This is a genomic window from Streptomyces sp. NPDC056527, assembly GCF_042794475.1.
Lineage (GTDB): Bacteria > Actinomycetota > Actinomycetes > Streptomycetales > Streptomycetaceae > Streptomyces.
This window is the reverse complement of the sequence record NZ_JBHTTQ010000012.1, coordinates 83155-105241: the sequence shown is the minus strand read 5'-3', so window position 1 is coordinate 105241 and position 22087 is coordinate 83155. Positions and strand designations below refer to the sequence as shown.

The window sequence follows — 22087 nt, the reverse complement described above, 5'->3', positions numbered from 1 at the left end:
TAGGCTTCCCCCGTTTGCTGCCGAAATGACGGAAAAAAGGGGCCGGGCCCATGGCTGCCGGGATACGCGGAACACGTCCCACAGGACCGGGGCGGACCGCTACCCGGAACACCCCGAGACCACCGCTGGTGCGCGAGCTGCTGCTCGTCACGGCGCTGTTCCTCGTCTACAAGTTCGGCCGGCTGTTCGCGAACGGCCACGAACTGCGCGCCTTCCACAACGCCGACCGGATATGGAGCGCGGAGCGGGCCGTCCATCTGCCCGGCGAGGGTTCCGTGCAGGCGCTGCTCATGCACGGCGAGCCGCTCGTCCGGGCCGCGAACACCTACTACGCGGCCGTGCACTTCCCGGCCACGATCGCCTTCCTCGCCTGGCTCTACTGGCGCCGCCCCGCGCACTACCTCTGGTCCCGCCGCGTCCTGGCGCTCCTGACCGCCGCCGCGCTCGCGCTGCATCTGCTGATGCCGCTGGCGCCGCCCCGGATGCTCGCCGCGACCGGCCTCGTCGACACCGCACGGGTCTACGGCCCGTCGGTGTACGGAGCGAGTCCCGAGACGGACTCGATGGCCAACCAGTTCGCCGCGATGCCGTCGCTGCACTTCGGCTGGGCGGTGATGGTCGCGATCGGCCTGATCGTCGCCACCCGCGGCCGGTGGCGCTGGCTGTGGCTGCTCCACCCCCTGCTGACACTCCTGGTCATCGTCGGCACGGCCAACCACTACTGGTTCGACGCCCTCGCCGCCGCGGCGCTGCTCGGCCTCGCGCTCGCGGCCGTACGGGCGCCGGGTACCGGCCCGGGCCGCCCGGTCCCACTCCGGCGCGCCACCGCACCGGCTGAGCGCGCGCTGCTCGCCACGGCCGCTGCGCCAGCCACGGCAGCCACGGCGACCGTGCCAGCCGCCCGCACCGCGCCCTCCGCGTCGGTCGGCCCTGCCGCGCGCACCACGCCCTTTGCGCCGACCGGTCCCGCCGCTCGTACCGGTCCCGCCGCGCCCCGTCCGGTGGAGGCGCTGCGATGACCGCCCCCGACGGCGTCGTCCTCGCCGTACTCCTGTCCCTCGTCTCGGCCGCCGGGTACGCCCTCGCCGCGGTCGCCCAGTCCCGGCTCGCCGCCTCCGCCTCGTCCGACGGGGGAAGCGGCGCGCTGCGCGCCCTCCTCGCCCGCGGCCAGTGGTGGTGGGCCGTCGGCCTGAACGCCGCCGGGGCGCTGGCCCACGTGGCCGCCCTGCACTACGGCCCGCTGACGCTCGTTCAACCGCTGGGCGCGCTCACCCTGGTGGCGGCCCTGCCGCTGGGGGCGTACTGCGCCCGGCGTCGGGTGACGCGGGCGGAGTGGCGCGGTGCGTTCTGGACGCTGGCGGGCCTGGTCGGCCTGATCTCGGTCACGGGCCCCGCGACACCGGGCGACGCCCTGAGCCTGAACGAGGCACTGATCGTGGCGGCGACGACGGCGCTGCTGATCGTGGCGCTCGCCAGGGGAGGACGGAACGGCGCGGACTCTCGGGCCGCAACGTCACGCCGGGGGCGGGGACTCGGGCATGCGACGGCCTCCGGGATCGCCTCGGGAGTGGCCTCCGCCCTGACTCAGACGCTGACCGCGGCGCTCGCGCTGGAACTGCCGGGCGGGGCGACGGCCTGGTGGCAGACGGCTCTGATCGCGGTGCTGATATCCGCCTTCGCGGTAGGCGGTCTGCTGCTCTCGCAGGCCGCCTACCGCGGCGGACTCGCCGCGCCGCTGGCCGTGGTGAACCTCTCCAACCCGGCCGCCGCATCGGTCATCGGCGTCGCGCTGCTCGGCGAGACGTTCCGCGCGGGCGTGTGGGGCTGGCTGATCGCGGCCGCCGCGTCCGTGGTGGCGGCGCGCGGCGTGGTCCTGCTGACGACGGGCGCGGGAACGACCCTCGCGACGCCGACTCCCCCGCAGGGCCCGGTGAGCCAGGCACGCGCTCAGGCCCCGTCGACGGCCACCGCGCCCCAGATGCCCACCCGGACGCCGAAGCCCGCGCCGGCCCCCACGACCCAGGGCCTGATGCCGAAGCCCGCACAGGCCCCCGCGGCCCAGGCGCCCGCACCCACCCCCGCCCCGGTCACCGCCCCCGTCGCCGCATCCGAGACGTCGCCCCTGTCCCCCATCACCGCACCCGGGCAACCGCTGCCCCCGCCCCGTACCGACGAGCCCGCGACCGTACCCGCACCCACCGCGCCCACCGCGCCCGCGCCCCTCGCGGGCTGACGGCGCCTCACTCCTTCGACGGCGGGCGGTCCTCCGTCACCTGGGCCGCGAAGATCGGCTCGGTGGACGGCTGGTACCCGCCCTTCTCCCCCGGCACGGCCGGTTCCAGCCCGAAGAGCGCGCCGACGCCCATCGGCGGCATGTCCCCGTAGAGCGCGTGATACGCGCCGGGCCGGACCGAGTACATCTCGTGCCAGATCCCGACGGCACCGTTGCTCGCGAAGTACCGCCGCCAGTACGCGCTCTGAGCGGGGCGGTGCCGCCGGGCGGACGCGGCGGCGTACGCGCGGATGTCGCCCGCCTTCCGCCAGTACTGGACGATGGTGACCTCTCCGAACGAGGGCCCGAGGAGCATCCGGTAGCCGAGGAAGCCGCTCTCCGGATCGGCGCGGAGCTCCTTGATCATGCCGGGCATGGCCATGAACAGGGGCAGCCAGCCCCGGACCGAGCGCCAGCGGTTGACCCTGGCGCCGATGAGGAAGACGGCCACCGGTTCGCCGTTCGCGGCCATGAAGCGGCCCCGGCGCACCCGGCGCCGCTCGGCGCGGCTCTCGGCGCCGCCACGGTTCCACTCCGGCGCGGTGACGAGCCGCAGTCCGTGTGTGAAGTCGGACCCCATTGCCATGGTTCACCCACCTCCCGTTATTGGATAGCTGAACTATCCTTGGAGGGGAGAGTAGAACTCCCGGGTAACCGTGTCGAGATGATGGGAACGGTGAAAATCTTTGCGCCTCTCCGAGCTGAGCGACCGCGGCGGCGTGTCCGTGGCCACCGTGAAGTACTACCTCCGCGAAGGACTCCTGCCGCCCGGGACGCCGGTCACCGCCCGGCAGTCGGAGTACGGCGAGGTGCATCTGCGCAGGCTGCGGCTGGTGCGGGCGCTCCTCACGGTGGGCGGGATGACGATCCAGCAGGCCAGGGACGTCCTCGCGGTGGCGGACGACCCCGCCTTCGGCCGCCATGAGCGCGTCGGCATCGCCGCGTACATGCTCGGCCCCCAGATCTCACCGCCCGACGCCTCCGATCCCGAGCGTGCGCTCTGGGACGAGGTCTTCGCCGAGATGCGCGACCTGCTCACCGAGATGGGCTGGTACGTGAACGAGGAGGCGCCGGCGCTCGCCGCGCTGACCCGGGCGGTCGTGACGCTCCGCTCGCTGGGATACCGGGGCCGCGTCGACGACATCCGGCGGTACGCCGAGGTGATGCACCCGATCGCCGCCGAGGAGTACACGGTGATGGAGGGGTACCCGCTCCTGGAGGAGGCGATCGAGGCGGCCGTCGCGTACACGATGCTCTACGAACCGATCCTGCTGTCCCTGCGCCGACTGGCGCACGAGGACGTCTCGGCGCATCTGTACGGGATCTCGCCGCCGAACCCTCCACTTTCGTCACCTTGACGAAAAAAGCCGGAGAGCCCTATCGTCAGCATGACGACAAGGGGGAGTTCTCCATGGCCGACATCACCCGCCGCGCCGGCTGGCGCCATCTGCGGTCCGCACCCACCGCGCACATCCGCCACCACCGTCGCGGACGCCTCGTCCACGACGGCACGGGGCTCAGCTTCTGGTACCGCTCCCTGTCCGCCGCGCTCTCCGAGGTTCCGGTGAACGACCGGGAGTTGGCCATGGCCTTCCACGCGCGGACCGCCGACTTCCAGGACGTGAGCGTGCAGTCCACCGTCACGTACCGGATCGGCGAGCCGGAAGCCGCCGCCACCCGGCTCGACTTCTCGATCGATCCGGACACGGGCGCCTGGCGCGGCGCGCCGCTGGAGCAGATCGCGACGCTCCTGACCGAGACGGCGCAGCAGCACGCTCTCGACGTCCTGGCCCGCACCCCGCTCGCCGCGGCGCTCGTCGACGGGGTGGCAGCGGTACGGGACCGGATCGCGGACGGGCTCGCGGCCGAGCCACGGCTGCCGGCCACCGGTATCGAGGTGGTGGCGGTACGGGTGGTTGCGATCCGTCCGGAGCCGGAGGTCGAGCGGGCGCTGCGGACGCCCGCGCGTGAGCAGATCCAGCAGGAGGCCGACCGGGCCACCTACGAGCGGCGGGCCGTGGCGGTCGAACGCGAGCGGACGATCGCCGAGAACGAGCTCGCCAGCAAGATCGAACTGGCCCGCCAGGAGGAGCGGCTCGTCGACCAGCGCGGCACCAACGCACGCCGCGAGGCGGAGGAGAGCGCCGCCGCCGACTCCGTACGGGCGGAGGCGGAGGCGCTGCGGAAGGTCCGGCTCGCACGGGCCGAGGCGGAGGCGGCCCGCGAGGTCGGCGAGGCGCGGGCGGCGGCACAGGCGGCCTGGCTCCGGGTGCACGGGGAGGTCGACGCGGCGACGCTGCACGCGCTCGCGGTCACCCGGGCGGCGGAGAACCTGCCCCGGATCGAGCAGCTGACGCTCTCGCCCGACGTGCTGACCGGTCTCCTCGCGAGGCTCGGTGGCGGCGGGACCTCGTCGTGAGCCTGGCGCCGCGCGCGGTGCTCGTGCACCGCACGACGGAGTACGAGGCGCTGCTCGCCCGCCACGGTACGCACGGGCAGGCCGCGTTCTTCCTCTCCAGCCGGGGCCGGGGCATCGACGACGTGCGGGAGCGGCACGAGCGGAACCGGCGGTCGCTCGCGGAGGTGGCGGCGGCGGTGCCTCTGCAGTGGCGTCAGGCCCGGGTGGAGCGGGCGGACCTGGACCGCTTCCTGTTCGGCCCCGAGGACGTGGTCGTCGTGGTGGGGCAGGACGGGCTGGTCGCCAACGTCGCGAAGTACCTGGACGGCCAGCCCGTCATCGGGATCGACACCGACCCCGGGCGGAACGCTGGCGTCCTGGTACGTCACCGGGCGTCGGACGCGCGGGCGTTGCTGGCGGCGGTGGATCGGACGGGGGCGGACGAGCTGACGATGGTGGAGGCCGTCACCGACGACACACAGCGGCTCCTCGCCCTCAACGAGATCTATCTAGGCCCGCCCGGCCATCAGACCGCCCGCTACACGCTCACCGTCGAGGACCCGGAACCGGCGACCGAGCCGCAGGCGTCGTCGGGTGTCCTGGTCGGTACGGGCACGGGCGCGACGGGCTGGCTCCGCTCGCTCTGGCAGCAGAGCTCCAGCCCCCTGCCGCTGCCTGTCCCGACGGACGCGCGCCTCGCCTGGTTCGTCCGCGAGGCCTGGCCGTCCCCCACGACCGGCACGACGCGGGTGGAGGGCGTGCTGAGCGCCGGGCAGTCCCTCCGCCTGACGGTGGAGTCGGACCGCCTGGTCGCCTTCGGCGACGGGATGGAGTCGGACGCACTGGAACTGACGTGGGGCCAGACGGTACGGGTGGGGGTGGCGCGCACGGCGCTGCGGTTGGTGGGGTGAGCCGAGGCGACCAGCCCGGCGCGGAGTGACCCGGCGCGGTCCGGCAGGGGCGGCTGTGCGCGTCGTGGCGGGAAATGGTCGGCGCTTGATCTCCGGCCCCGTCGTGCTCGCTAGGATCGGGCCGCTTCGTCCGGTTCGCCCCCCACCGCCCCGTGCTTCACCGGCAGTCGAAGGAACACCCATGCCCTCCCCCGCCCCCGACACCCTCCTCATCGCCCCGGCCACCCTCCAGGACTGGGAGATCGTACGTACCTGGGCGGCGGCGGAGGGGTGGAACCCGGGGGCTTCCGACGCACCGGCGTTCTTCGCTCAGGACCCGGAGGGGTTCTTTCTCGGCCGGATCGACGGGGAGCCCGTCTCCGCCGTCTCGGTGGTCAACTACAGCGACCGGTACGCCTTCCTGGGCTTCTACCTCGTCCGTCCCGACCTGCGCGGTTTCGGCCACGGACTGGCGACCTGGCGCGCCGCGCTGGCGCACGCAGGCGAGCGGACGGTCGGCCTCGACGGGGTGCCGGACCAGCAGGACAACTACCGCCGCTCCGGCTTCTCCCTCGCGTACCGCACGGCCCGGTACGTCGGTGAACCCGCCCCGGCCGCCCCTCCCGTCGTCGGTGAGCCCGTCGGATCCGGCGCCCCCACGTCGGACGTGGTCCCCGCCTCCCAGGTCGACCCGGCCGCCCTCGCCGCGTACGACAGCGCCTGCCACCCCGCCGACCGCCCGCGCTTCCTCACGATGTGGCTGACCACTCCGGGCCATCGCGCGCTCGCCCGGATCACCGACGGCCGCCTCACCGGATACGGCGTGGTGCGGCCCGCCGAGGACGAGGCGCGCATCGGGCCCCTGTTCGCGGACACCCCCGCCGACGCGGCGGCTCTGCTGGACGCGCTGTCGCAGGAGGCGCGGGCCTTCGGTTCACCACGCATCGCGATCGACATTCCCGAGGTCAACCCCGTCGCCGCCCGGCTCGCCGAGGAGCGGGGTCTCGAGCCCACCTTCGAGACGGCGCGCATGTACACGGGCGCGGTCCGCCCGGTGGCGCGGGAACGCGTCTTCGGCGTGACGACCCTCGAACTGGGTTAGGTCCTGTCCGGCGGATCAGGCCTGCGCCCCGGCACCCCGGCACGCATCGGACCACCGCTCACCAGCACGCACAAGGCACAGCCCGGCGAAGCCGGTCCGATCCGTCGGGCGAACCCACGGAACTTTCGTACAAGACAGGACCTCTGAAGTCGGCGACGGTAGAGCCATGCGCAGACACGAAGTGGGGGTCACCCTCATGGATCGCGATGCCGAGAACGGCTGGGAGGTCGCCCATCCCCTCGGCGGCACATCCCTCGACGGCGTCCGGATGGCCGGATTCCGCAACCGCATCGCCGCCGGGCTGGATATGCGGGTGCTCCCCCAGCCCACGGTGGTCGTCGTCATCGAGCTTGGGGGCAACCCGTTCTCGGTGGAGTGTGCCACGGGGCATCAGCCCATGAGGAGCCTCGTCGCCTCGTTGTCGCCCGGCCCGGCCCGCATCCGTGGCGAGCGTGTCGAGTGCGTCGAAGTGTGCTTGTCACCCCGGGCCGCCTATGCACTGCTGGGCGTCTCCCCGCGCGAACTGGACGGGTCTGTCACCGCCCTCGAAAACCTGTGGGGGCGGCACGAGCGACGCCTCCGCGAGCAGTTGACCGACGCCACGACGTGGCAGGAACGCCTCGCGCTGACGAACGAGTTCCTCACGAAGCGGGCTGAAGGGGCACCGACGATGTCGCCCGAGGTCGCCGCCGCCTGGGACACGATCGTGGCCCGTCGAGGCCGGATACGGGTCGGTGACCTCGCCGCGTCCTCCGGATGGAGCCGCAAGCGGCTGTGGTCCAGGTTCAGCGCCCAGATCGGCCTCACCCCCAAGCGTGCCGCCATGCTGGTCCGCTTCGACCACGCTGCCCGGGCGCTCCGCGCGGGCGAGAGCGCCGGCGACGTCGCCCTGGCGTGCGGATACGCCGACCAGCCCCATCTCCATCGCGACGTGCTGGCCCTCGCCGGGTGCACGCCGGGCGCTCTGGCCGGCAGGACCACGTCCGCCCGCTGACCCGTGCCCCCACCAAGGAGACCGGCCACCCGCACGAGGGCCATGCCGGTTCATGCACGTACCACCACACGAAGATTGGAAAGCACCTGTGGCGAACACCGATGTCCGAGCGGCAGGCATGGCCGACCGCGATCTGATCGTCCGGCTCGCGTTCGGGAGCATGGCCGCGCAGACCCTGCGCGCCGCGGTCCGTTTGAGGGTGGTTGAGCTGGTGGGCGATACGCCACGCCGGGCCGCCGATGTGGCCGTCGACGCCGGAGCCGAACCCCAGCCCATGACGCGGCTGCTGCGCGCCCTGACCGGGCTCGGCCTGCTGCGGGAACACGCCCCCGATTCCTTCTCCGTGACCCCCGCGGGCGCACTCCTCGCCCCCGGTCGACCCGACTCGCTCACGTCGTTCGTGGAGATGTTCACCGATCCGGCGATCGTACGCGCCTGGGAGCACCTGGACGGCAGTGTCCGCACCGGCGACGTCGCGTTCGACGCCGTCTTCGGCACGGACTTCTTCAGCCACCTCGCCCAGCACCCCGAGTTGTCCGCGGAGTTCAACGCGGCGATGAGCCAAGCCGTCTCGGAGACCGCCGCCGCGCTGCCCCACGCCTTCGACTTCGGCCGGTTCACCACGGTCACGGACGTCGGTGGGGGCGACGGAACCCTTCTGGCCGGTGTCCTCACCGCGCATCCGGGCCTCACCGGTGTGGTCTTCGACACGGCGGAGGGTCTGGCCGAGGCGCCGAAGACGATGGCCCGGCACGGGTTGAACGGACGATGCTCCCTGATCGCCGGGGATTTCTTCCGTTCGGTTCCCGAGGGCTCGGATCTCTATCTGATGAAGAGCGTCCTGCACGACTGGACGGACGACCAGGTGGTCACGATCCTGAGCCACTGCCGCGAGGTGCTGCCGCCCGGTGGCCTCGTCCTGATCGTGGAACCCGTGCTTCCCGAAGTCGTCGACACCAGCGCGGATGCCGACGTCACCGACGGCGGAGTCACCTATCTGAGCGACCTCAACATGCTGGTGAACGTGGGCGGCAGGGAGCGTACCCGCAAGGACTTCGAGGAGGTGTGCCGCCGTGCGGGCCTGTCCCTCACATCGGTCACCCCGCTCACGGAGGCCGCACCGTTCTCCCTCATCGAGGTCGTGGCCGCCTGACGGCAGGCTGCGCGCCGCAGGTTCCCGTCACCTCGAATCCGGTGGGCCGGCCGCCGCAGCCACCCCGTCGATTCCGGTGGGCCGGCCGCCGCGGCCACCGCGTCGCTCGCGGTGGGCCCTCTGGTTCTTCTGCTCGGGGATGGTGTGCTTGATCCGGCGTTGTCGCAGGTAGCGCCGGTCACGGCGGAAGGAGTGGGGCGATCGGCGGGGCCGGGGAGCGGCGTCCGCCTTCTGCTCGTCGACCCCACCAACGTCGCCCGCGCCCGACCGCGTTCGCACCGCGGTGATGCCCTCCCGCGAGGGCGCCTCCCTGCCGTCCCCGTACGCCCCCCTCACCCTCCCCCCACCCCCCTCGGGGGGTGACAAGGGTTTTCCCCGTATCGGGTTCATCTCGGCTTTCCCTACTGTCTGCCGCACCGGCAGATCCCATCCCCCGAACCACGCCCCCCGCAGGTGATCAGGTCGCCTGTCAGGTGCATGAGGGGACGAGGGTGGTGTCCGCCGGTGACGGCCTTGACCCGGGCCGTCGCGCCGGTGGCGGCGCACGGGCCCCCCAAGCCCAGGGACCGGCGGACCGCAACCCCACGTCGCACCCCGTTCCCGCGCCGCCGCCACTGCTCCGCACCTACGTCGTGCTCGAAAGGGAACACCTTGAACAGTTCCAGGCGGAGAGTCATATCCGTCGTGGTCGCGAGTGCCGCCATCGTCGGCGCCGCTGCCACCTCCACCGGGGCGTTCGCCGCCGCCCCGGCCGCTGTGACCCCGAAGCCGGCTCCGGCTTCGCAGACGATGACCGCGCTCCCCAGCGCCCCGGTCGAGAAGGTCATCGTCACCTACAAGTCCAAGACCGCCGAGGCCGGTTCGAACGCCGCCGCCAAGAGCGACGCCGCCGCCAAGGGCGCCGAGACGGGCGAGAGCCTCTCCTTCGAGCGCCGCCTCGCCGGCGGTGCCGCGCTGGTCGACCTGGGCGACAGCGCCACGAAGCAGGACGTCACCGAGGTCATGGACGCCTTCCGCGCCGACCCCTCGGTCGCCTCGGTGGAGCCCGACATCCGCGCGTACGCGATGGCGGTCACCCCGAACGACACGGACTACGGCAAGCAGTGGGACCTCTTCGAGGCCACCGGCGGCATGAACGTTCCGCCCGCCTGGGACAAGACGACCGGCTCCGGTGTCACCGTCGCCGTGATCGACACCGGCTACGCGGCCCACTCGGACCTGGCGACCAACGTCGTCGCCGGCTACGACTTCATCTCCACCTCCGCCGACGCCCGCGACGGCAACGGCCGTGACGCGGACGCCAAGGACGAGGGCGACTGGAACGCGACCGACAACGAGTGCGGTGTCGGCTCCAAGGCCTCCAACTCCTCCTGGCACGGCACCCACGTGGCCGGCACCATCGGCGCGGTCACCAACAACACCAAGGGCATCGCGGGCATCGCGTACAACGCGAAGATCCAGCCCGTGCGCGTCCTCGGCAAGTGCGGCGGTTCCTCCGCGGACATCGCCGACGCCATCACCTGGGCGTCCGGCGGCACCGTGCCGGGCGTCGCCGCCAACGCGACCCCGGCGAAGGTCATCAACCTGAGCCTGGGCGGCGCCAGCTCCACCTGCCCGAGCGTCTACCAGAACGCGATCAACGGCGCCGTCTCGCGCGGTACCACCGTCGTCGTCGCCGCGGGCAACAGCAACGCCAACGCGTCCGGCTTCACGCCCGCGAACTGCTCGAACGTCATCACCGTGGCGTCGACCAGCCGTGAGGGCAACCGTTCGTACTACTCGAACTTCGGCTCCATCGTGGACGTGGCGGCCCCGGGCGGCGAGACCCGCCGCGCGACCGACACCCCCGGCACCGTCACCACCCCCGAGAACGGCATCTACTCCACGCTGAACTCGGGCGCGACGACCCAGTCGGCCGAGAACTACAAGCCCTACCAGGGCACCTCGATGGCCGCGCCGCACATCGCCGGCCTGGCCGCCCTGCTGAAGTCGGCGAAGACCGGCCTCACCCCGGCCGAGATCGAGTCCGCGATCAAGACCAACGCCCGTCCGCTGCCCGGCACCTGCACCGGCGGCTGCGGCACCGGCATCGCCGACTCCGCGAAGACCGTGGACGCCGTCACCACCACCACGCCGCCGGCCGGCAACGTCTTCACCAACGCGACCGACGTGACGATCTCCGACAACACCACCGTGTCGTCCTCGATCGCCGTCACCGGCCGCACCGGCAATGCCCCCGCCGCCCTCAAGGTCGGCGTGGACATCAAGCACACCTGGCGCGGGGACCTGGTCATCGACCTGATCGCCCCCGACGGCACGGTGCGCAACCTGAAGGCGTCCAGCGGCTCCGACAGCGCCGACAACGTCGTGACCACGTACACGGTCGACGCGTCGAGCGAGGTCGCCAACGGAACCTGGAAGCTGCAGGTCCGCGACGTGGCGTCGGGTGACACCGGCTACATCGACTCGTGGAACCTCACCTTCTAGTTCCCACCTGAACCACCCCCCACATCAGCATCATTGCTGGTCAGCGACGCGCTCGTGGTCTACACCACGGGCGCGTCCTGGCGTGGTCATCGAGGCCGGCTGTCCGAATGCCGGACAAGGGGCCTGGACTGCGCGCGTACGCTCCGTATTCTCTGCCCCACGGGGCTCACGGGCAGGGCCCGAGGGCCGGAGGGTGGTGGACACGTGACGACAGCGCCGCACCTCCCCCTGCGCCCCGCGGGCGTGGGAGGTCCTCCGGCACCGGTGGGCCGGGAGGAACTGCTCTCCCGGCTCGAACGCGTGCTGCACACCCGGGGACGCGCCCTGCTCACCGGACCCGCGGGCGTCGGCAAGACCGAGGTGGCCCTGGCGGAGGCGGCCCGCGCCGAGTCCCGCGGCGAAACGGTCCTGTGGCTGCCGACACTTCCGGCCGACCGCGACATCCCGGGCGCGGTGGCGGCCGCGCTCGTGGCCTCGGTCGCCTCGACGATGACCTGGCCGGGGATGACTGCCTCCGGCACGATGCCCCCCGCCGGCCCGACGGCACCCTCCGCCGCGACCGGCCAGACCGGCCCCGCGAGCCCCCGTGAGATCCCCGCGCCCCGCGCCGAGCCCGCCTCCGACGGCGGTCCCACGGGCGGCGACACCCTCGGACCCACCCACGACCCGGGCGCCTTCCGCACGGCCGTCGGCCCGGTCACCACCTCGGGGGTCTTCGACGGACTGCCCGGGCCACAGCGGACCGCCGTCGCGATGCTCTGCCGCGAGGCGCCGCTGCACGACGGCGGATGGGACCCGATCGCCCTGCGTCTCGGCATCGCCCAGATCCTGCGCGCCCTCACCGCCCGCGGCCCCGCCCTGCTCGTCGTCGACGGTGTGCAGCACATCGACGCGGACAGCGCCGACCTGCTGCGCTTCGCCCTCCATCTCGCCCCGCCCGCGCTGCGGGTCGTCGCGGTCGAGACCCCGGAGGCGTACGGCTCCGAGGACGTCCACGACACCCATCTGTGGGTGCCGTCGGAGGCCGACATCCTGCTCGTTCCCGCGCTGCACGCCGACGAGATCGCCGCGTTGCTCATCCACCACCGGCTGCCGTCCCGGATGGCGGGGCGCATCCACAAGGCGAGCGGCGGCAACCCCCGCCTCGCGCTCGCGGTGGGCCGTTCGCTGGCCGACGCCCGCACCCCCGTGCACCACGCCGAGGCGCTCACGCTCTCCGGCCGGGCCCGCGACCTGGCCCGGCAGCTCCTCGGCACCGCGCCGCCGAACGTCCGCGAGACGCTGCTGTTCGCCGCGCTCGCGCTGCGTCCGACGGCGGCGCTGATACGCCGGGCCGGGCGGCCGAACGCGGAGGCCGACCTCGCGGCCGCCGAGCGTGCCGACCTGGTCTCCCTCGCCGAGGACGGCACGGTCGCCTTCACGGCCGGGCTGCTCCCCTCCACCCTGGTCCACGACGCCTGCTGGGCCGAGCGCAGCGCCGGGCATGCCGCGCTCGCCGGGGTCGTCGACGACTCCGTCGAAGCGGTACGGCACCGGGCGCTGGCCACCGACATCCCCGACGAGGCCCTCGCCGCCGAGGTCGCCGCGGCCGCCGATCTCGCCCGGCGCCGGGGCAACAGCGCGCTCGCCGCCGAACTGGCCCTGCTCGCGGCCGAGTCGACCCCGGTCCAGCACGGCGCTCAGCGGATCACGCGACTCGTCGACGCGGCGGAGGAGGCTGCCCGGGCCGCCCGGGCCGACCTCGCGATGCGGGCGGCGACCGACCTGTTGGCACGGGACGCGGCCCCTTCCGACCGGGTGCGCGCCAGGCTCGCCGTCCTCGACACGGCCGGCCAGGGCCTCACCGGGCTCGACGAGATGTACGTACACGCGATGGAGGATTCCGAGGGCGACACCGCGCTGCGGTCGGGCGTGCTGCTCCGACTGGCCGTCAAGTACGTGCTGGCGGACGGCGATCCGCTGCGCTCGCGGGCCGCGGCCGTCGAATCGGCCGCGCAGGCCGCCTCGGTGGGCGACCCCCGGACGGCCGCCCAGGCCCTGACCGTACAGGCGCGGATGGACCGGGCACTGGGGGCTTCGGACGCGGAGTCGGTGCTCGCCCAGGCCCGCGGTCTGGAGATGGCCGAGCGCCCGCTCGGGATCCGCAACGCCGCCCAGATCCTGACGATCCGTCACGCTCTTTTCGACGACCGGCTGATCGACGCCCGTGATCAGCTGAACGCCCTTCTCCCGCTGGTGCAGCGGCGCGGTTCGGTGGAGGACACCATCGAGCTGTTCTCGACGCTCGCCGCGATCGAGTCCCGGATCGGGGCGTGCCCGGCGGCGCTCGTCCATGCCGGTCAGTCCCTGGCGCTGACCCTGGAGGCGGGTCTCTCCCCCGGCCCCGCCTGGTACACGCTGGCGCTCGCGGAGACGGCCGGCGGCAGCTTCGGGCGGGCGGCGAGCTACGCCCGGCGCAGCGTCCAGGCGTCAGAGGAGGAGGGTGACCGGGTCTTCCTCTCCCGCAGCCTCTACGCGCTGGGCCGCGTCCAGTTGGTCAACGGCGACGTCGCCTCGGCCCTGGAGACCCTGCGGCGGGTGCAGGCGAACGAACGGGCCCAGTCGACCGTCGACCCGTCGATGCTGCGCTGGCACGAGGAGCTGGCCGAGGCGCTGCTCGCCAACGACGCGGCGCGGGAGGCGGCGGAGCTGCTGGCCGAGGTACGTCCGGTCGCCGAGCGGCTCGGCCGTACGACCGTTCTCCTCGGCTGCGACCGGGCGTACGCGCAGTACCTGGCGGCGTGCGGGAAGACGGACGAGGCGGCGGAGCTGCTCGCCCGCACCGCCGAGCGGTTCGCCGAGGCCGGGCTGCCGCTGGAGCACGGGCGGGCGCTGATCGCGCTGGCCCGCGTGGAGCGGCGGCGCCGTCGCCGGTCGGCGGCGCACGGCGCACTCCAGTCGGCGGCGGTGGTGTTCGAGCGCGCCGGCGCGGCCCCCTGGCTGGCCCTGACGAGCGAGACGCCCTCGGGCGAGGACGCCCCGTCGGCGCTCTCGTCGCTGACGGACGCGGAGCTGCGGCTGGCCCATCTGGTGGGACAGGGGGCGAGCAACCAGGAGGCGGCGGCCAAGCTGTATCTGAGCGTGAAGACGGTCGAGGCGCGCCTCACCCGGATCTACCAGAAGCTGGACGTCCGCTCGCGGGCGCAGCTGGCGACCGCGCTCCGCGGCTGACGCGCGTCGGAGGGCCGACCGTCACACGGTGAACGGCTTCTGGCCCAGGAACTCGGACGTGGGGCTTCCCGTCGTGTAGAGGTTCGGGCTCTGCGAGGCGGGCAGCTTGCCCTGGATCGCGCGGTGGAAGGGCCGGTATCCGCCGCGGAAGGCGCCCTCGTCCCAGACGCCGAGCAGCGCCTCGGTGAAGGCTCCGTTGACCGGGCCGTCGGAGGCGACCTGATTGTCCTGGCAGGCCGAGATGAGGATCGCGGGCGGTCCCGCCGTCTCTCCGTCGGGGGACGCCTTCCGGAGGGAGCGCTGCAGCTCCTCGAAGAACTCCCGGTCCCGCTCGAAGATCTCCTGCTGCTTCGGTACGGGCATCAGCCGGACGCCGGTCTCGGGAAGGGATGCGCCGGGCAGCTCGATGGCGCTGCCGCTGTGGCAGCAGTCGAGCAGGGCGAAGATCCGGACGCCGTCGGCGAAGCCCCTGAACTCCTGGTGCAGCTCGTCGTCGAGGAACTGCCGGTCGTACAGGACGAGGGTCTCGTCGAGCTGGTCCGGTTCGTCGTCAGGCCCGGTGACGTCGGGCATCTGTCCGCCGTGCCCCGAGTAGGTGAAGAGCAGGATGTCGTCGGGGGCGAGCTTGGCCGCCGCCTGGCGCAGCGCGGCGGTGACGTTGTCGACGGTGCAGTCGGCGGTGAGCAGGACGGTGTCGGAGAAGCCCGCGGCGCGGGCGATCCTGGCCATGTCGTGGGCATCGTTCTCGCAGGCCACGAGGGCGCCGTCCCAGCCGTCGTAGGCGTCGGGGTCGACCTTGTTGAGGCCTATGTGGATGGACAGTCCGGCTGGCATGGGGTGCCTCCTTGGGGGGTGAGGGAGGGAGGCTCCGGGGGCGGCTGATCGAGTGGCCTGCGGCCCGGTGCCGAGCGCGACCCTTCATGCGCGGTACTTACATCGTATGAAACAGACCGATCCCCCGTCCTCTCCACCGCCTCCCCGTGCGGGTGGACCCCGCCGAGACTCGCTCGCCGACCGGACCGGATACGACGAGAAGTTCCTCGGTCCCGTCGTGCCGCTCCCCCTGCCCGTCCGCTCCTCGGTGGAGACGTTGACGCTGCCGTACACCCACTTCACCGTGGTCTTCCGGCCGGACCGCCGGCTCGCCGCCTCGACCGCGGTCTGCATCGAGGGCGCGCAACTGGCCGAGGACGTACCCCGGGACGACGTATGGGAGTTCGATCCGCGGCTGCCCGAGGAGCATCAGGCCGGCAACGACATCTACCGGAACAACAGTCTGGACCGCGGGCATCTGGTGCGCCGGCTCGATCCGGTGTGGGGCACGCCGGCGGTGGCGGGCCGGGCCAACACCGACACGTTCCACTACACGAACGCCGCCCCGCAGTCGGACGTCTTCAACCAGGGAAAGCAGCTCTGGCAGGGCCTGGAGAACTATCTGCTCGACCATGCGGCCGAGTTCGACCGGAGGCTGACGGTGCTCACCGGTCCGGTGCTGCACGACTCGGACCCGCCCTACCGGGGTGTGCAGGTGCCGCTGCGCTTCTGGAAGGTGGCCGCGTTCATGCAGGACGGGGCGCTGGCCTCGACCGCGTACGTCCTCGACCAGAGTCCCGATCTGAGCCGGGACGCCGAGCGCGCGCTCGCCGGGGCGAAAGCGGGCGCGCCGCCGCCGCTCGGCCCGTTCCGGACGTACCAGGTGCCGGTCTCGGACGTCGCGGAGATCACCGAGCTGGAGTTCGGGCCGCTGCCCGACGTCGATCTGATGCCGGCGACGCGGGCGCCGGAGGACCGCTGGCGGCGTCTCGAGTCGTTCGACGACATCTCCATGCAGGGCTGACCCGGCCGCCGCTCCGTCGGCGGATCGCCCGTTTGCCACGGTCCCTGCCTGGTGAAACGATTGTTCTGGCAGGTTTCAGTCAGTCAGTCAGTCCGTCCCCGGCTTACCGGAGGGACGGCCGGGCAGGTGCCGTATGCCGCTCAGCGAAACGGAATGGGGACTCGTCACGAGCTGGGTGCGGGAGTACCTTCTCGACACCCCCGATCCCCTCGCCCGACTGCGGCACAGCGGTCTCTCGCAGGACTTCGTCGCGGATCTGGAGCTCACTCCGGACCGCGACGAGAACGCGCGGCTGGTCGTCAGGGCGGCGCGCCGGGACGTCGCCCACCAGCGTCGGCTGCTCGACGTGCTGGCCGGACTCGACGGCCTCACCGGGGCGGGCAACGCCGAGGCGAGGATCCTGCTGACGCGACTGCGGGAGGACGAGGCGGTGCTGCACTCCGCCGAGGACCCCTTCCGCACCCTCGTCCTCGCCAACGGGACCGAGGTGTTCATCGACCGTCACGAGCTGCGCGAGAAGCTCCGCGCCTTCGTCGCCGACCCGGAGCAGACGGTCCTGGTCGTGGACGGCGAGCCCGACAGCGGGCGCTCGTACTCGTACCACCTCATCAGGCATCTGGGACAGCACTGCGGCTTCCGTCCGGTACGGGTCACGCTCTCGCGCACCTCGACGGCCGCGCGCCTGGTGGAGCGGCTCGACGACTTCGTGGCGCCTCCCGGTGCGGACCGAATGCCGTTGAATCCCACACAGTTGAACGATCCACTGCCCGCGATCGACGACGCGGTGCACCGGATCGTCAGCCGGGCGACCGCGGCGGAGGAGCAGTTCTGGCTGGTCCTCGACGAGTGCGACAAGCTCGATCCGAACGCGGACGTCTGGGACTGCATCGGCAAACTGGCGCTCGCCGTCTATGAGCACACACCGGTACGGAAGGCGGCCGTGCCCCGCCTCGTGCTGCTCGGCTACTCCCCCACGATGCGTCAACTCCCTTACGACATACGCAAGAACGAGTGCCGCGACACGGCCCGTGCGGTCGGGGAGGACGATCTGCGGGAGTTCTTCCGGGAGTTCTTCACCCAGGAGCGCCCCGCGTCGGACGCCACCGCGATACCGGCCCTGGTGGACGTGGCGGTGACCGAGGTCCTCCGGGCGGTCGACACGCCCGGCTCCGTCGACAGTTACATGCGCCGGGTGTGCACGGCGGTGGAGGAGACGGTACGGCTCTCCCGCTCGCTCACCCCCGGCGGCGACCTCACCGGGGTGCTCCACCGGGCCATGCGGGACACGACCGGGTCGCCGCCGCCCGCACCCCCCGAACTGCGCACCGCCTACCGGGAGGCGGCCTGCCTGCTCGACGCGTTCGACCCCACCCGGCTGCGGCTGCCCGACGAGAGCCGGGCCACCGGGCGGGCCGCCCTGGCCCTCGTCGACGACTGCACCGCCCTGCCCTCGCATCCGTCCCCGTCCTGGACCCTGAAGCCGGAGATCCGGGAGCTGGCGCTGAGCGGACTCGCGGGCCCGGAGGCAGCCCGGCGCGCCCTGGAGGCCAACATCGGACTCGTCCCGGAAGGGCCGGGCCCCGAGCGCGCCGCGCTCGCCCTCCTGTCCGGGGTCGCACCAGGTCTGTCCCCGGCCGCTCCGGACGTGTCCCCGGCCGCTCCGGACGTGTCCCCGAACGCTCCGAACGTGTCTCCGGGCGCTCCGGACCCGTCGAGCGCGGCACCCGCCCCGTCCGGCGCCGCAACCGGCGTGTCCGCGGCGGTCGCTCCTGAGCCGTACCGCCCCGCTCCCGACAGGTCCGGGACGGCGCCCGGCCTCTCCGCCGTCGCTCCGGACGTGTCAGCCGAGCCTCCCGCGGTGTCCGCGGTCGCTCGGGAACTGTCCGGGGCGCCTTCGGGCCTGTCCGGCGCGGCGTCCGGCCCGCGTGACACCCCTGCCGACGCGCCCGCGGTCGCTGCCGACCCGTACGGCTCCCCTCCCGCCCCCGGCCGGCCGCACGACGTCGAAGCGCTCGCGGACACGCTTCAGGCCGTGCTGTGGCTGAGCCGGGTCCCCGGCACCACCGGCCTGCCCGACGTCGACGACATACAGCACCGGCTGGAGCGGGCGCGTCTGCTCCAGCCGCTGGAGCGGCTGATCCAGGACACCGTCCACGGGCGGCAGCGCGAACTCGACTCCCTGCGCGCCTACATCGCCCTGCCCGCCGAGCCGGCGGAGCCACCCGTCCTCATCCACGGCGTGGGCGGCGTCGGCAAGAGCACGCTGCTCGCCAAGTTCCTCGTGGAGAGCCTCCGCGATGCGTCCGCCGGATTCCCCTTCGTCTTCGTCGACTTCGAGCGGCCGACGCTCTCCATCCACGAACCCGCCACCATGATCGCCGAGTTCGCCCGCCAGCTCGGCATCCAGTACCCCCGCCACCGTGCCGCGTTCGACGCGCTCGCGGACGAGTGCGAGGAGACCGCGGCCTCCCAGCGGGGCGAACGGAACCAGATGGACGAGCTGTTCCAGCTGTCCACCACCCGCGCGACCCTCGGCCGCGACTACTCCGCCGGGTTCCACTCCCGGGCCAGCGCCCGCGAACAGGAGCTCGCACGGCAGGTCGCCGAACTCGTCGCCGAGGCCGTGCGCGGCCCGGCGGGCACCGTGGACCCCCCGCTGGTGATCGCCCTCGACTCCTTCGAGGAGGCGCAGTACCGGGGTTCGCCGGTCATCGGCCGCATGTGGGCGATCTGGACCGCCCTGCGCGCCGCCTATCCCCGGCTGCGGTACATCGTCTCCGGGCGGGCCCCCATCGACCACCCCGCCAGGGTCCTCACCCCCCGCACCATGGAACTCGGCGAACTGGACCAGCAGGCCGCCGTGGACCTGCTGATGGCCTCCGGCGTGGAGGACGAGGCGGTCGCCCAGGACCTCGCCGACCGGGTCGGCGGCCATCCGCTCAGCCTGAAGCTGGCGGCACGTACCGCCGTGATCCTGGGAGCGCGGTCCGAGTCGCTCGGCGACCTCCTGTCGAGCCTGCCCTCGCGCAAGCGCTGGTTCCACCACCAGGTCGACCAGATGCTCATCCAGGGCACGCTGTACGACCGCATCCTCAAGCACATCGCGGACGACGCGGTCCGCACCCTGGTCCAGGCGGGTCTGGCCCTGCGGGTCATCACCCCGGACCTGATCCAGGACGTCCTCGCCGAGCCCGCCGGGCTTCACGTCTCCTCGCCCCAGGAGGCCCGCTCCCTCTTCGGACGGCTGGTCTCGCGGGCCGACCTGATGGAGTCGGCGGGGCCGCAGGCCGTACGGCACCGCATGGACCTGCGCTCGATCATGCTGCGGCTGTCCGACAGCGCGCGTACGGATCTGATGCGGGCCGTCGACCACCGCGCGGTGGAGTTCTACTCCGCCCGCGAAGGCCCCGTCGCTCGCGCGGAGGAGATCTACCACCGGCTCCGTCTCGGCCAGAACCCCCGTGCGGTGGAACGGCGTTGGGAGTCGGGCGTCTCCGGACACCTGGTCGGAGCGGACCGGGACATGCCCGCCCGTTCGGCCGCCTTCCTGCTCGGGAAGATCGGCGGACACGTGCCGGACCGGATCATGGCCGAGGCCGACCAGGAGGACTGGGAGCGGATCGCCGCCCGGGAGGTGGAGGACCTGCTCACGCAGGGGTACGTGGAGGCCGCGTCGGAGCGGCTGGCGGAGCGCCGGCCCTGGACGCCGTGCACCAGGCTGCACGGGCTCCTGGTGGAGACGCTGGCCAGATCCGGACGGCTGGCCGAGGCACGGCAGACGGCCGAGGCGGCCGTGGACCGGGCAGAGGAGGCCGGGTGCTCGGAGACGCAGCTGGAGCTGCTCCAGGTCTCGGCCCGTCTCGCCCAGGACGAAGGCGACTTCGCGGACGCCGACCGCGATCTGCAGGAGGCGGAGGACCTGGCGGCCGGCCTCGGCCTCGCCCATGAGTCGATGGGCGTCCTGGTGGCCAGGTCGCGGCTGGCGGTGCTCTCCGACGAGGGTTCCGCCGAGACGGACGCCCGCCTCGCCGGCGCCCTGCGCGGGATGCCGGACGCGGAACTGGCCCGGCAGCCGGCCCTGGCCCGGGCCGCGGCCGCCACGGCGTCCCGGGTCGATCCGCAGCTCCTGGAGCACACCCTGCGGCTCGTGGGTCTCCCGGCCGACGACGAGGCGGTGGTCGACGCCCTCGCCCGCTGGATCGAGACCGCCATGATCGACGAGCCCCAGCTGCGCGAACCCCTGACGCGGATCCTGGAATCGGCGGCGGGAGGCTCGCCCCAGGAGCCCTCGGCCGGTGGTGCGGTGCCCCGCGCCGTGGGCTCGCCGGACCTTCCCTCGCCCGGCGGGCCGTACGCGACGGTGGAGCAGGCCCTGTGGGAGGCGCACCGGCGCGGCACACTGGACAGCCTGGCGTGGCGGGCGCTCATGCTCCGCGACCGGAGCGGCGATCTGGTCGAGGGGGTGGCGGCCGCCATGGACGCGGGTTCCCCTGCACGCGGCCCGCTCACGGAACCCGGCACGGGCGGCGGGAGCGGTCCGGGGCTGTGGTCGCAGCTGCCGCCGGGCGCGGCCGAAGCGGCGGTGCGCACGGATCCGTACCTCTCCGCAGAGGACGTCGTACGGGTTCGCAACGCCGCACTGGAGGCGGGGCTCGCCGAGAACACCGTACGGCCGCTGCTCTTCGCGGGCACGACCGCGCACTTCCGGGCGAGCCTGCCCACGATGGACACCCCGCTGCGGCAGCTCCACTCCGACCTGCACACGATGAACCAGGTGGAGCGGCTGATCGACGGGACGGTGCCGCTGGAGATCTGGCTGCGCAACGCCATCGCCCAGACCGTCGAGGCGGGGCCGCTGACCGTGCTCCAGCGCGCGCTGGACGACGTGGCGCGCGACGCCGCCGGGGAGCCGGACCTGCCGCCGGAGATGATGCCCGGCGAGACCAAGGAGGAGATCATCTTCCGGGACGACACCGTGCCGTTCGAGTTCCTGCACGGTGGCGTCCTGGCCGGCGCCTCGGTCGCGCGCCTGAAGGTCCCGCCGTACGAGTCCGGCCGTCCCCAGCAGCCCGCCTACCCGCATGCGGGTACCGGCTGGATCATCGCGCCGGGGCTGCTGATCACCAACCATCATGTGGTGAACGCCCGTACCCGCTCGCCCGGTTCACGGCCGCAGGTGGCCGAGGAGGATCTCCGGCTCCAGGTGGCCAACTCCCGTTCGCGCTTCGACTACGGCGCCGACGAGTCGGAGACCGAGGAGGTGACGGCGGGCGCCCTGCTCGCATGGGACGAGGCGCTCGACTTCGCGGTCCTGCGGCTCTCGGAAGGGCTCCCGCCCCGGCCGATTCTGCGGATCGCGACCGCGCCGCTGTTGTTGAACGGTACGGAACCGGTCGCGGTGAACATCATCCAGCACCCCGGCGGACAGCCCAAGCGGGTCGCGCTGCGCAACAACCTGGTCTTCCAGGCGGACGAGCGCGACGTCCGCTACTTCACCGACACCCGCAGCGGTTCCTCCGGTTCACCGGTCTTCACCGACGACTGGACGGTGGTGGCGCTCCATCGCGGCACCCGCCGGATGGAGGAGGTCGACTTCCAGGGCAGGAAGACGGCGTTCGTGAACGTCGGCACGCAGATGAGCCGGATTCTGGCCCATCTGCGAGAGAACAGCGTGGAGTTGTACGAGGAGATCACCCGAGCGCAGTCGGCCACGGTCCCACGGGACCACGAGTGGGCCGCGTGAG

At 73.0% G+C, this 22087-nt stretch carries 14 protein-coding genes and 1 pseudogene; 12 read left to right on the top strand and 3 right to left on the bottom strand.

The annotated features are described in order from the left end of the window. The first annotated feature begins 50 nt into the window (after window positions 1-50). Both ACFQ7Q_RS09720 and ACFQ7Q_RS09715 read left to right on the top strand, forming a co-directional pair. Window positions 51-1019, top strand: a complete 969-nt coding sequence (locus tag ACFQ7Q_RS09720) for a phosphatase PAP2 family protein (protein WP_383551802.1) — start codon at window positions 51-53, stop codon at window positions 1017-1019. Further along, the gene (locus ACFQ7Q_RS09715) at window positions 1016-2233 is read left to right on the top strand and encodes a DMT family transporter (protein WP_383551800.1); all 1218 of its coding nucleotides are present in this window, start codon (window positions 1016-1018) and stop codon (window positions 2231-2233) included. Before ACFQ7Q_RS09720 ends, ACFQ7Q_RS09715 begins: the two co-directional genes overlap by 4 nt. Before the next feature lie 7 nt (window positions 2234-2240). On the opposite strand, the gene ACFQ7Q_RS09710 is transcribed toward ACFQ7Q_RS09715, so the two are convergent. Next, on the bottom strand, window positions 2241-2858 hold the full coding sequence (locus ACFQ7Q_RS09710; protein ID WP_383551798.1) for a monooxygenase family protein: 618 nt from the start codon (window positions 2856-2858) through the stop codon (window positions 2241-2243). A gap of 100 nt (window positions 2859-2958) precedes the next feature. On the opposite strand from ACFQ7Q_RS09710, the gene ACFQ7Q_RS09705 reads away from it, so the two are divergent. The 6 genes from ACFQ7Q_RS09705 (at window position 2959) to ACFQ7Q_RS09680 (ending at window position 8809) form a co-directional block, all read left to right on the top strand. Then, window positions 2959-3630 (top strand): MerR family transcriptional regulator, encoded by a 672-nt coding sequence (locus ACFQ7Q_RS09705; protein WP_383551796.1) that lies wholly within the window; start codon window positions 2959-2961, stop codon window positions 3628-3630. Window positions 3631-3683: 53 nt separating this feature from the next. Continuing rightward, window positions 3684-4691: an SPFH domain-containing protein gene (locus ACFQ7Q_RS09700; RefSeq protein WP_383551794.1), complete on the top strand. Its 1008-nt coding sequence runs from the start codon at window positions 3684-3686 to the stop codon at window positions 4689-4691. Further along, window positions 4688-5581 carry a hypothetical protein gene (locus tag ACFQ7Q_RS09695; RefSeq protein WP_383551792.1) on the top strand — a complete coding sequence of 298 codons (894 nt, stop codon included), beginning with the start codon at window positions 4688-4690 and terminating at the stop codon, window positions 5579-5581. The genes ACFQ7Q_RS09700 and ACFQ7Q_RS09695 overlap by 4 nt, the downstream gene beginning before the upstream one ends. Before the next feature lie 181 nt (window positions 5582-5762). Then, window positions 5763-6662, top strand: coding sequence for a GNAT family N-acetyltransferase (locus tag ACFQ7Q_RS09690; protein ID WP_383551790.1), 900 nt, complete (start codon window positions 5763-5765; stop codon window positions 6660-6662). A gap of 166 nt (window positions 6663-6828) precedes the next feature. Further along, on the top strand, window positions 6829-7656 hold the full coding sequence (locus ACFQ7Q_RS09685; RefSeq protein ID WP_383551788.1) for a helix-turn-helix transcriptional regulator: 828 nt from the start codon (window positions 6829-6831) through the stop codon (window positions 7654-7656). Between the two features lie 88 nt (window positions 7657-7744). After that, window positions 7745-8809 carry a methyltransferase gene (locus ACFQ7Q_RS09680; RefSeq protein ID WP_383551786.1) on the top strand — a complete coding sequence of 355 codons (1065 nt, stop codon included), beginning with the start codon at window positions 7745-7747 and terminating at the stop codon, window positions 8807-8809. Window positions 8810-8875: 66 nt separating this feature from the next. Here ACFQ7Q_RS09680 and ACFQ7Q_RS09675 read toward each other — a convergent pair. Further along, a pseudogene (locus ACFQ7Q_RS09675) lies at window positions 8876-9022 on the bottom strand (IS5/IS1182 family transposase); the annotation flags it as partial. A gap of 576 nt (window positions 9023-9598) precedes the next feature. On the opposite strand from ACFQ7Q_RS09675, the gene ACFQ7Q_RS09670 reads away from it, so the two are divergent. Together ACFQ7Q_RS09670 and ACFQ7Q_RS09665 are read left to right on the top strand one after the other, a co-directional pair. Continuing rightward, window positions 9599-11296 (top strand): S8 family serine peptidase, encoded by a 1698-nt coding sequence (locus ACFQ7Q_RS09670; protein ID WP_383551841.1) that lies wholly within the window; start codon window positions 9599-9601, stop codon window positions 11294-11296. A 204-nt stretch (window positions 11297-11500) separates the two neighbouring features. Then, window positions 11501-14506 (top strand): AAA family ATPase, encoded by a 3006-nt coding sequence (locus ACFQ7Q_RS09665; RefSeq protein ID WP_383551784.1) that lies wholly within the window; start codon window positions 11501-11503, stop codon window positions 14504-14506. A gap of 21 nt (window positions 14507-14527) precedes the next feature. On the opposite strand, the gene ACFQ7Q_RS09660 is transcribed toward ACFQ7Q_RS09665, so the two are convergent. Continuing rightward, the gene (locus ACFQ7Q_RS09660) at window positions 14528-15340 is read right to left on the bottom strand and encodes a caspase domain-containing protein (RefSeq protein WP_383551782.1); all 813 of its coding nucleotides are present in this window, start codon (window positions 15338-15340) and stop codon (window positions 14528-14530) included. Between the two features lie 106 nt (window positions 15341-15446). Here ACFQ7Q_RS09660 and ACFQ7Q_RS09655 point away from each other — a divergent pair, with 106 nt between their 5' ends. Further along, on the top strand, window positions 15447-16343 hold the full coding sequence (locus ACFQ7Q_RS09655; protein ID WP_383551780.1) for a DNA/RNA non-specific endonuclease: 897 nt from the start codon (window positions 15447-15449) through the stop codon (window positions 16341-16343). A gap of 133 nt (window positions 16344-16476) precedes the next feature. Then, window positions 16477-22086 carry a trypsin-like peptidase domain-containing protein gene (locus tag ACFQ7Q_RS09650; RefSeq protein ID WP_383551778.1) on the top strand — a complete coding sequence of 1870 codons (5610 nt, stop codon included), beginning with the start codon at window positions 16477-16479 and terminating at the stop codon, window positions 22084-22086. Window position 22087: the final 1 nt, after the last annotated feature.

Excerpts from the sequence above, each read along its gene's own strand:
- ACFQ7Q_RS09700 (WP_383551794.1), top strand. The coding sequence starts at position 3,684 with ATGGCCGACATCACCCGCCGCGCCGGCTGGCGCCATCTGCGGTCCGCA.
- ACFQ7Q_RS09720 (WP_383551802.1), top strand. The coding sequence starts at position 51 with ATGGCTGCCGGGATACGCGGAACACGTCCCACAGGACCGGGGCGGACC.
- ACFQ7Q_RS09710 (WP_383551798.1), bottom strand. The coding sequence starts at position 2,858 with ATGGCAATGGGGTCCGACTTCACACACGGACTGCGGCTCGTCACCGCG.
- ACFQ7Q_RS09660 (WP_383551782.1), bottom strand. The coding sequence starts at position 15,340 with ATGCCAGCCGGACTGTCCATCCACATAGGCCTCAACAAGGTCGACCCC.
- ACFQ7Q_RS09650 (WP_383551778.1), top strand. The coding sequence starts at position 16,477 with ATGCCGCTCAGCGAAACGGAATGGGGACTCGTCACGAGCTGGGTGCGG.
- ACFQ7Q_RS09685 (WP_383551788.1), top strand. The coding sequence starts at position 6,829 with ATGCGCAGACACGAAGTGGGGGTCACCCTCATGGATCGCGATGCCGAG.
- ACFQ7Q_RS09670 (WP_383551841.1), top strand. The coding sequence starts at position 9,599 with ATGACCGCGCTCCCCAGCGCCCCGGTCGAGAAGGTCATCGTCACCTAC.
- ACFQ7Q_RS09690 (WP_383551790.1), top strand. The coding sequence starts at position 5,763 with ATGCCCTCCCCCGCCCCCGACACCCTCCTCATCGCCCCGGCCACCCTC.
- ACFQ7Q_RS09655 (WP_383551780.1), top strand. The coding sequence starts at position 15,447 with ATGAAACAGACCGATCCCCCGTCCTCTCCACCGCCTCCCCGTGCGGGT.
- ACFQ7Q_RS09715 (WP_383551800.1), top strand. The coding sequence starts at position 1,016 with ATGACCGCCCCCGACGGCGTCGTCCTCGCCGTACTCCTGTCCCTCGTC.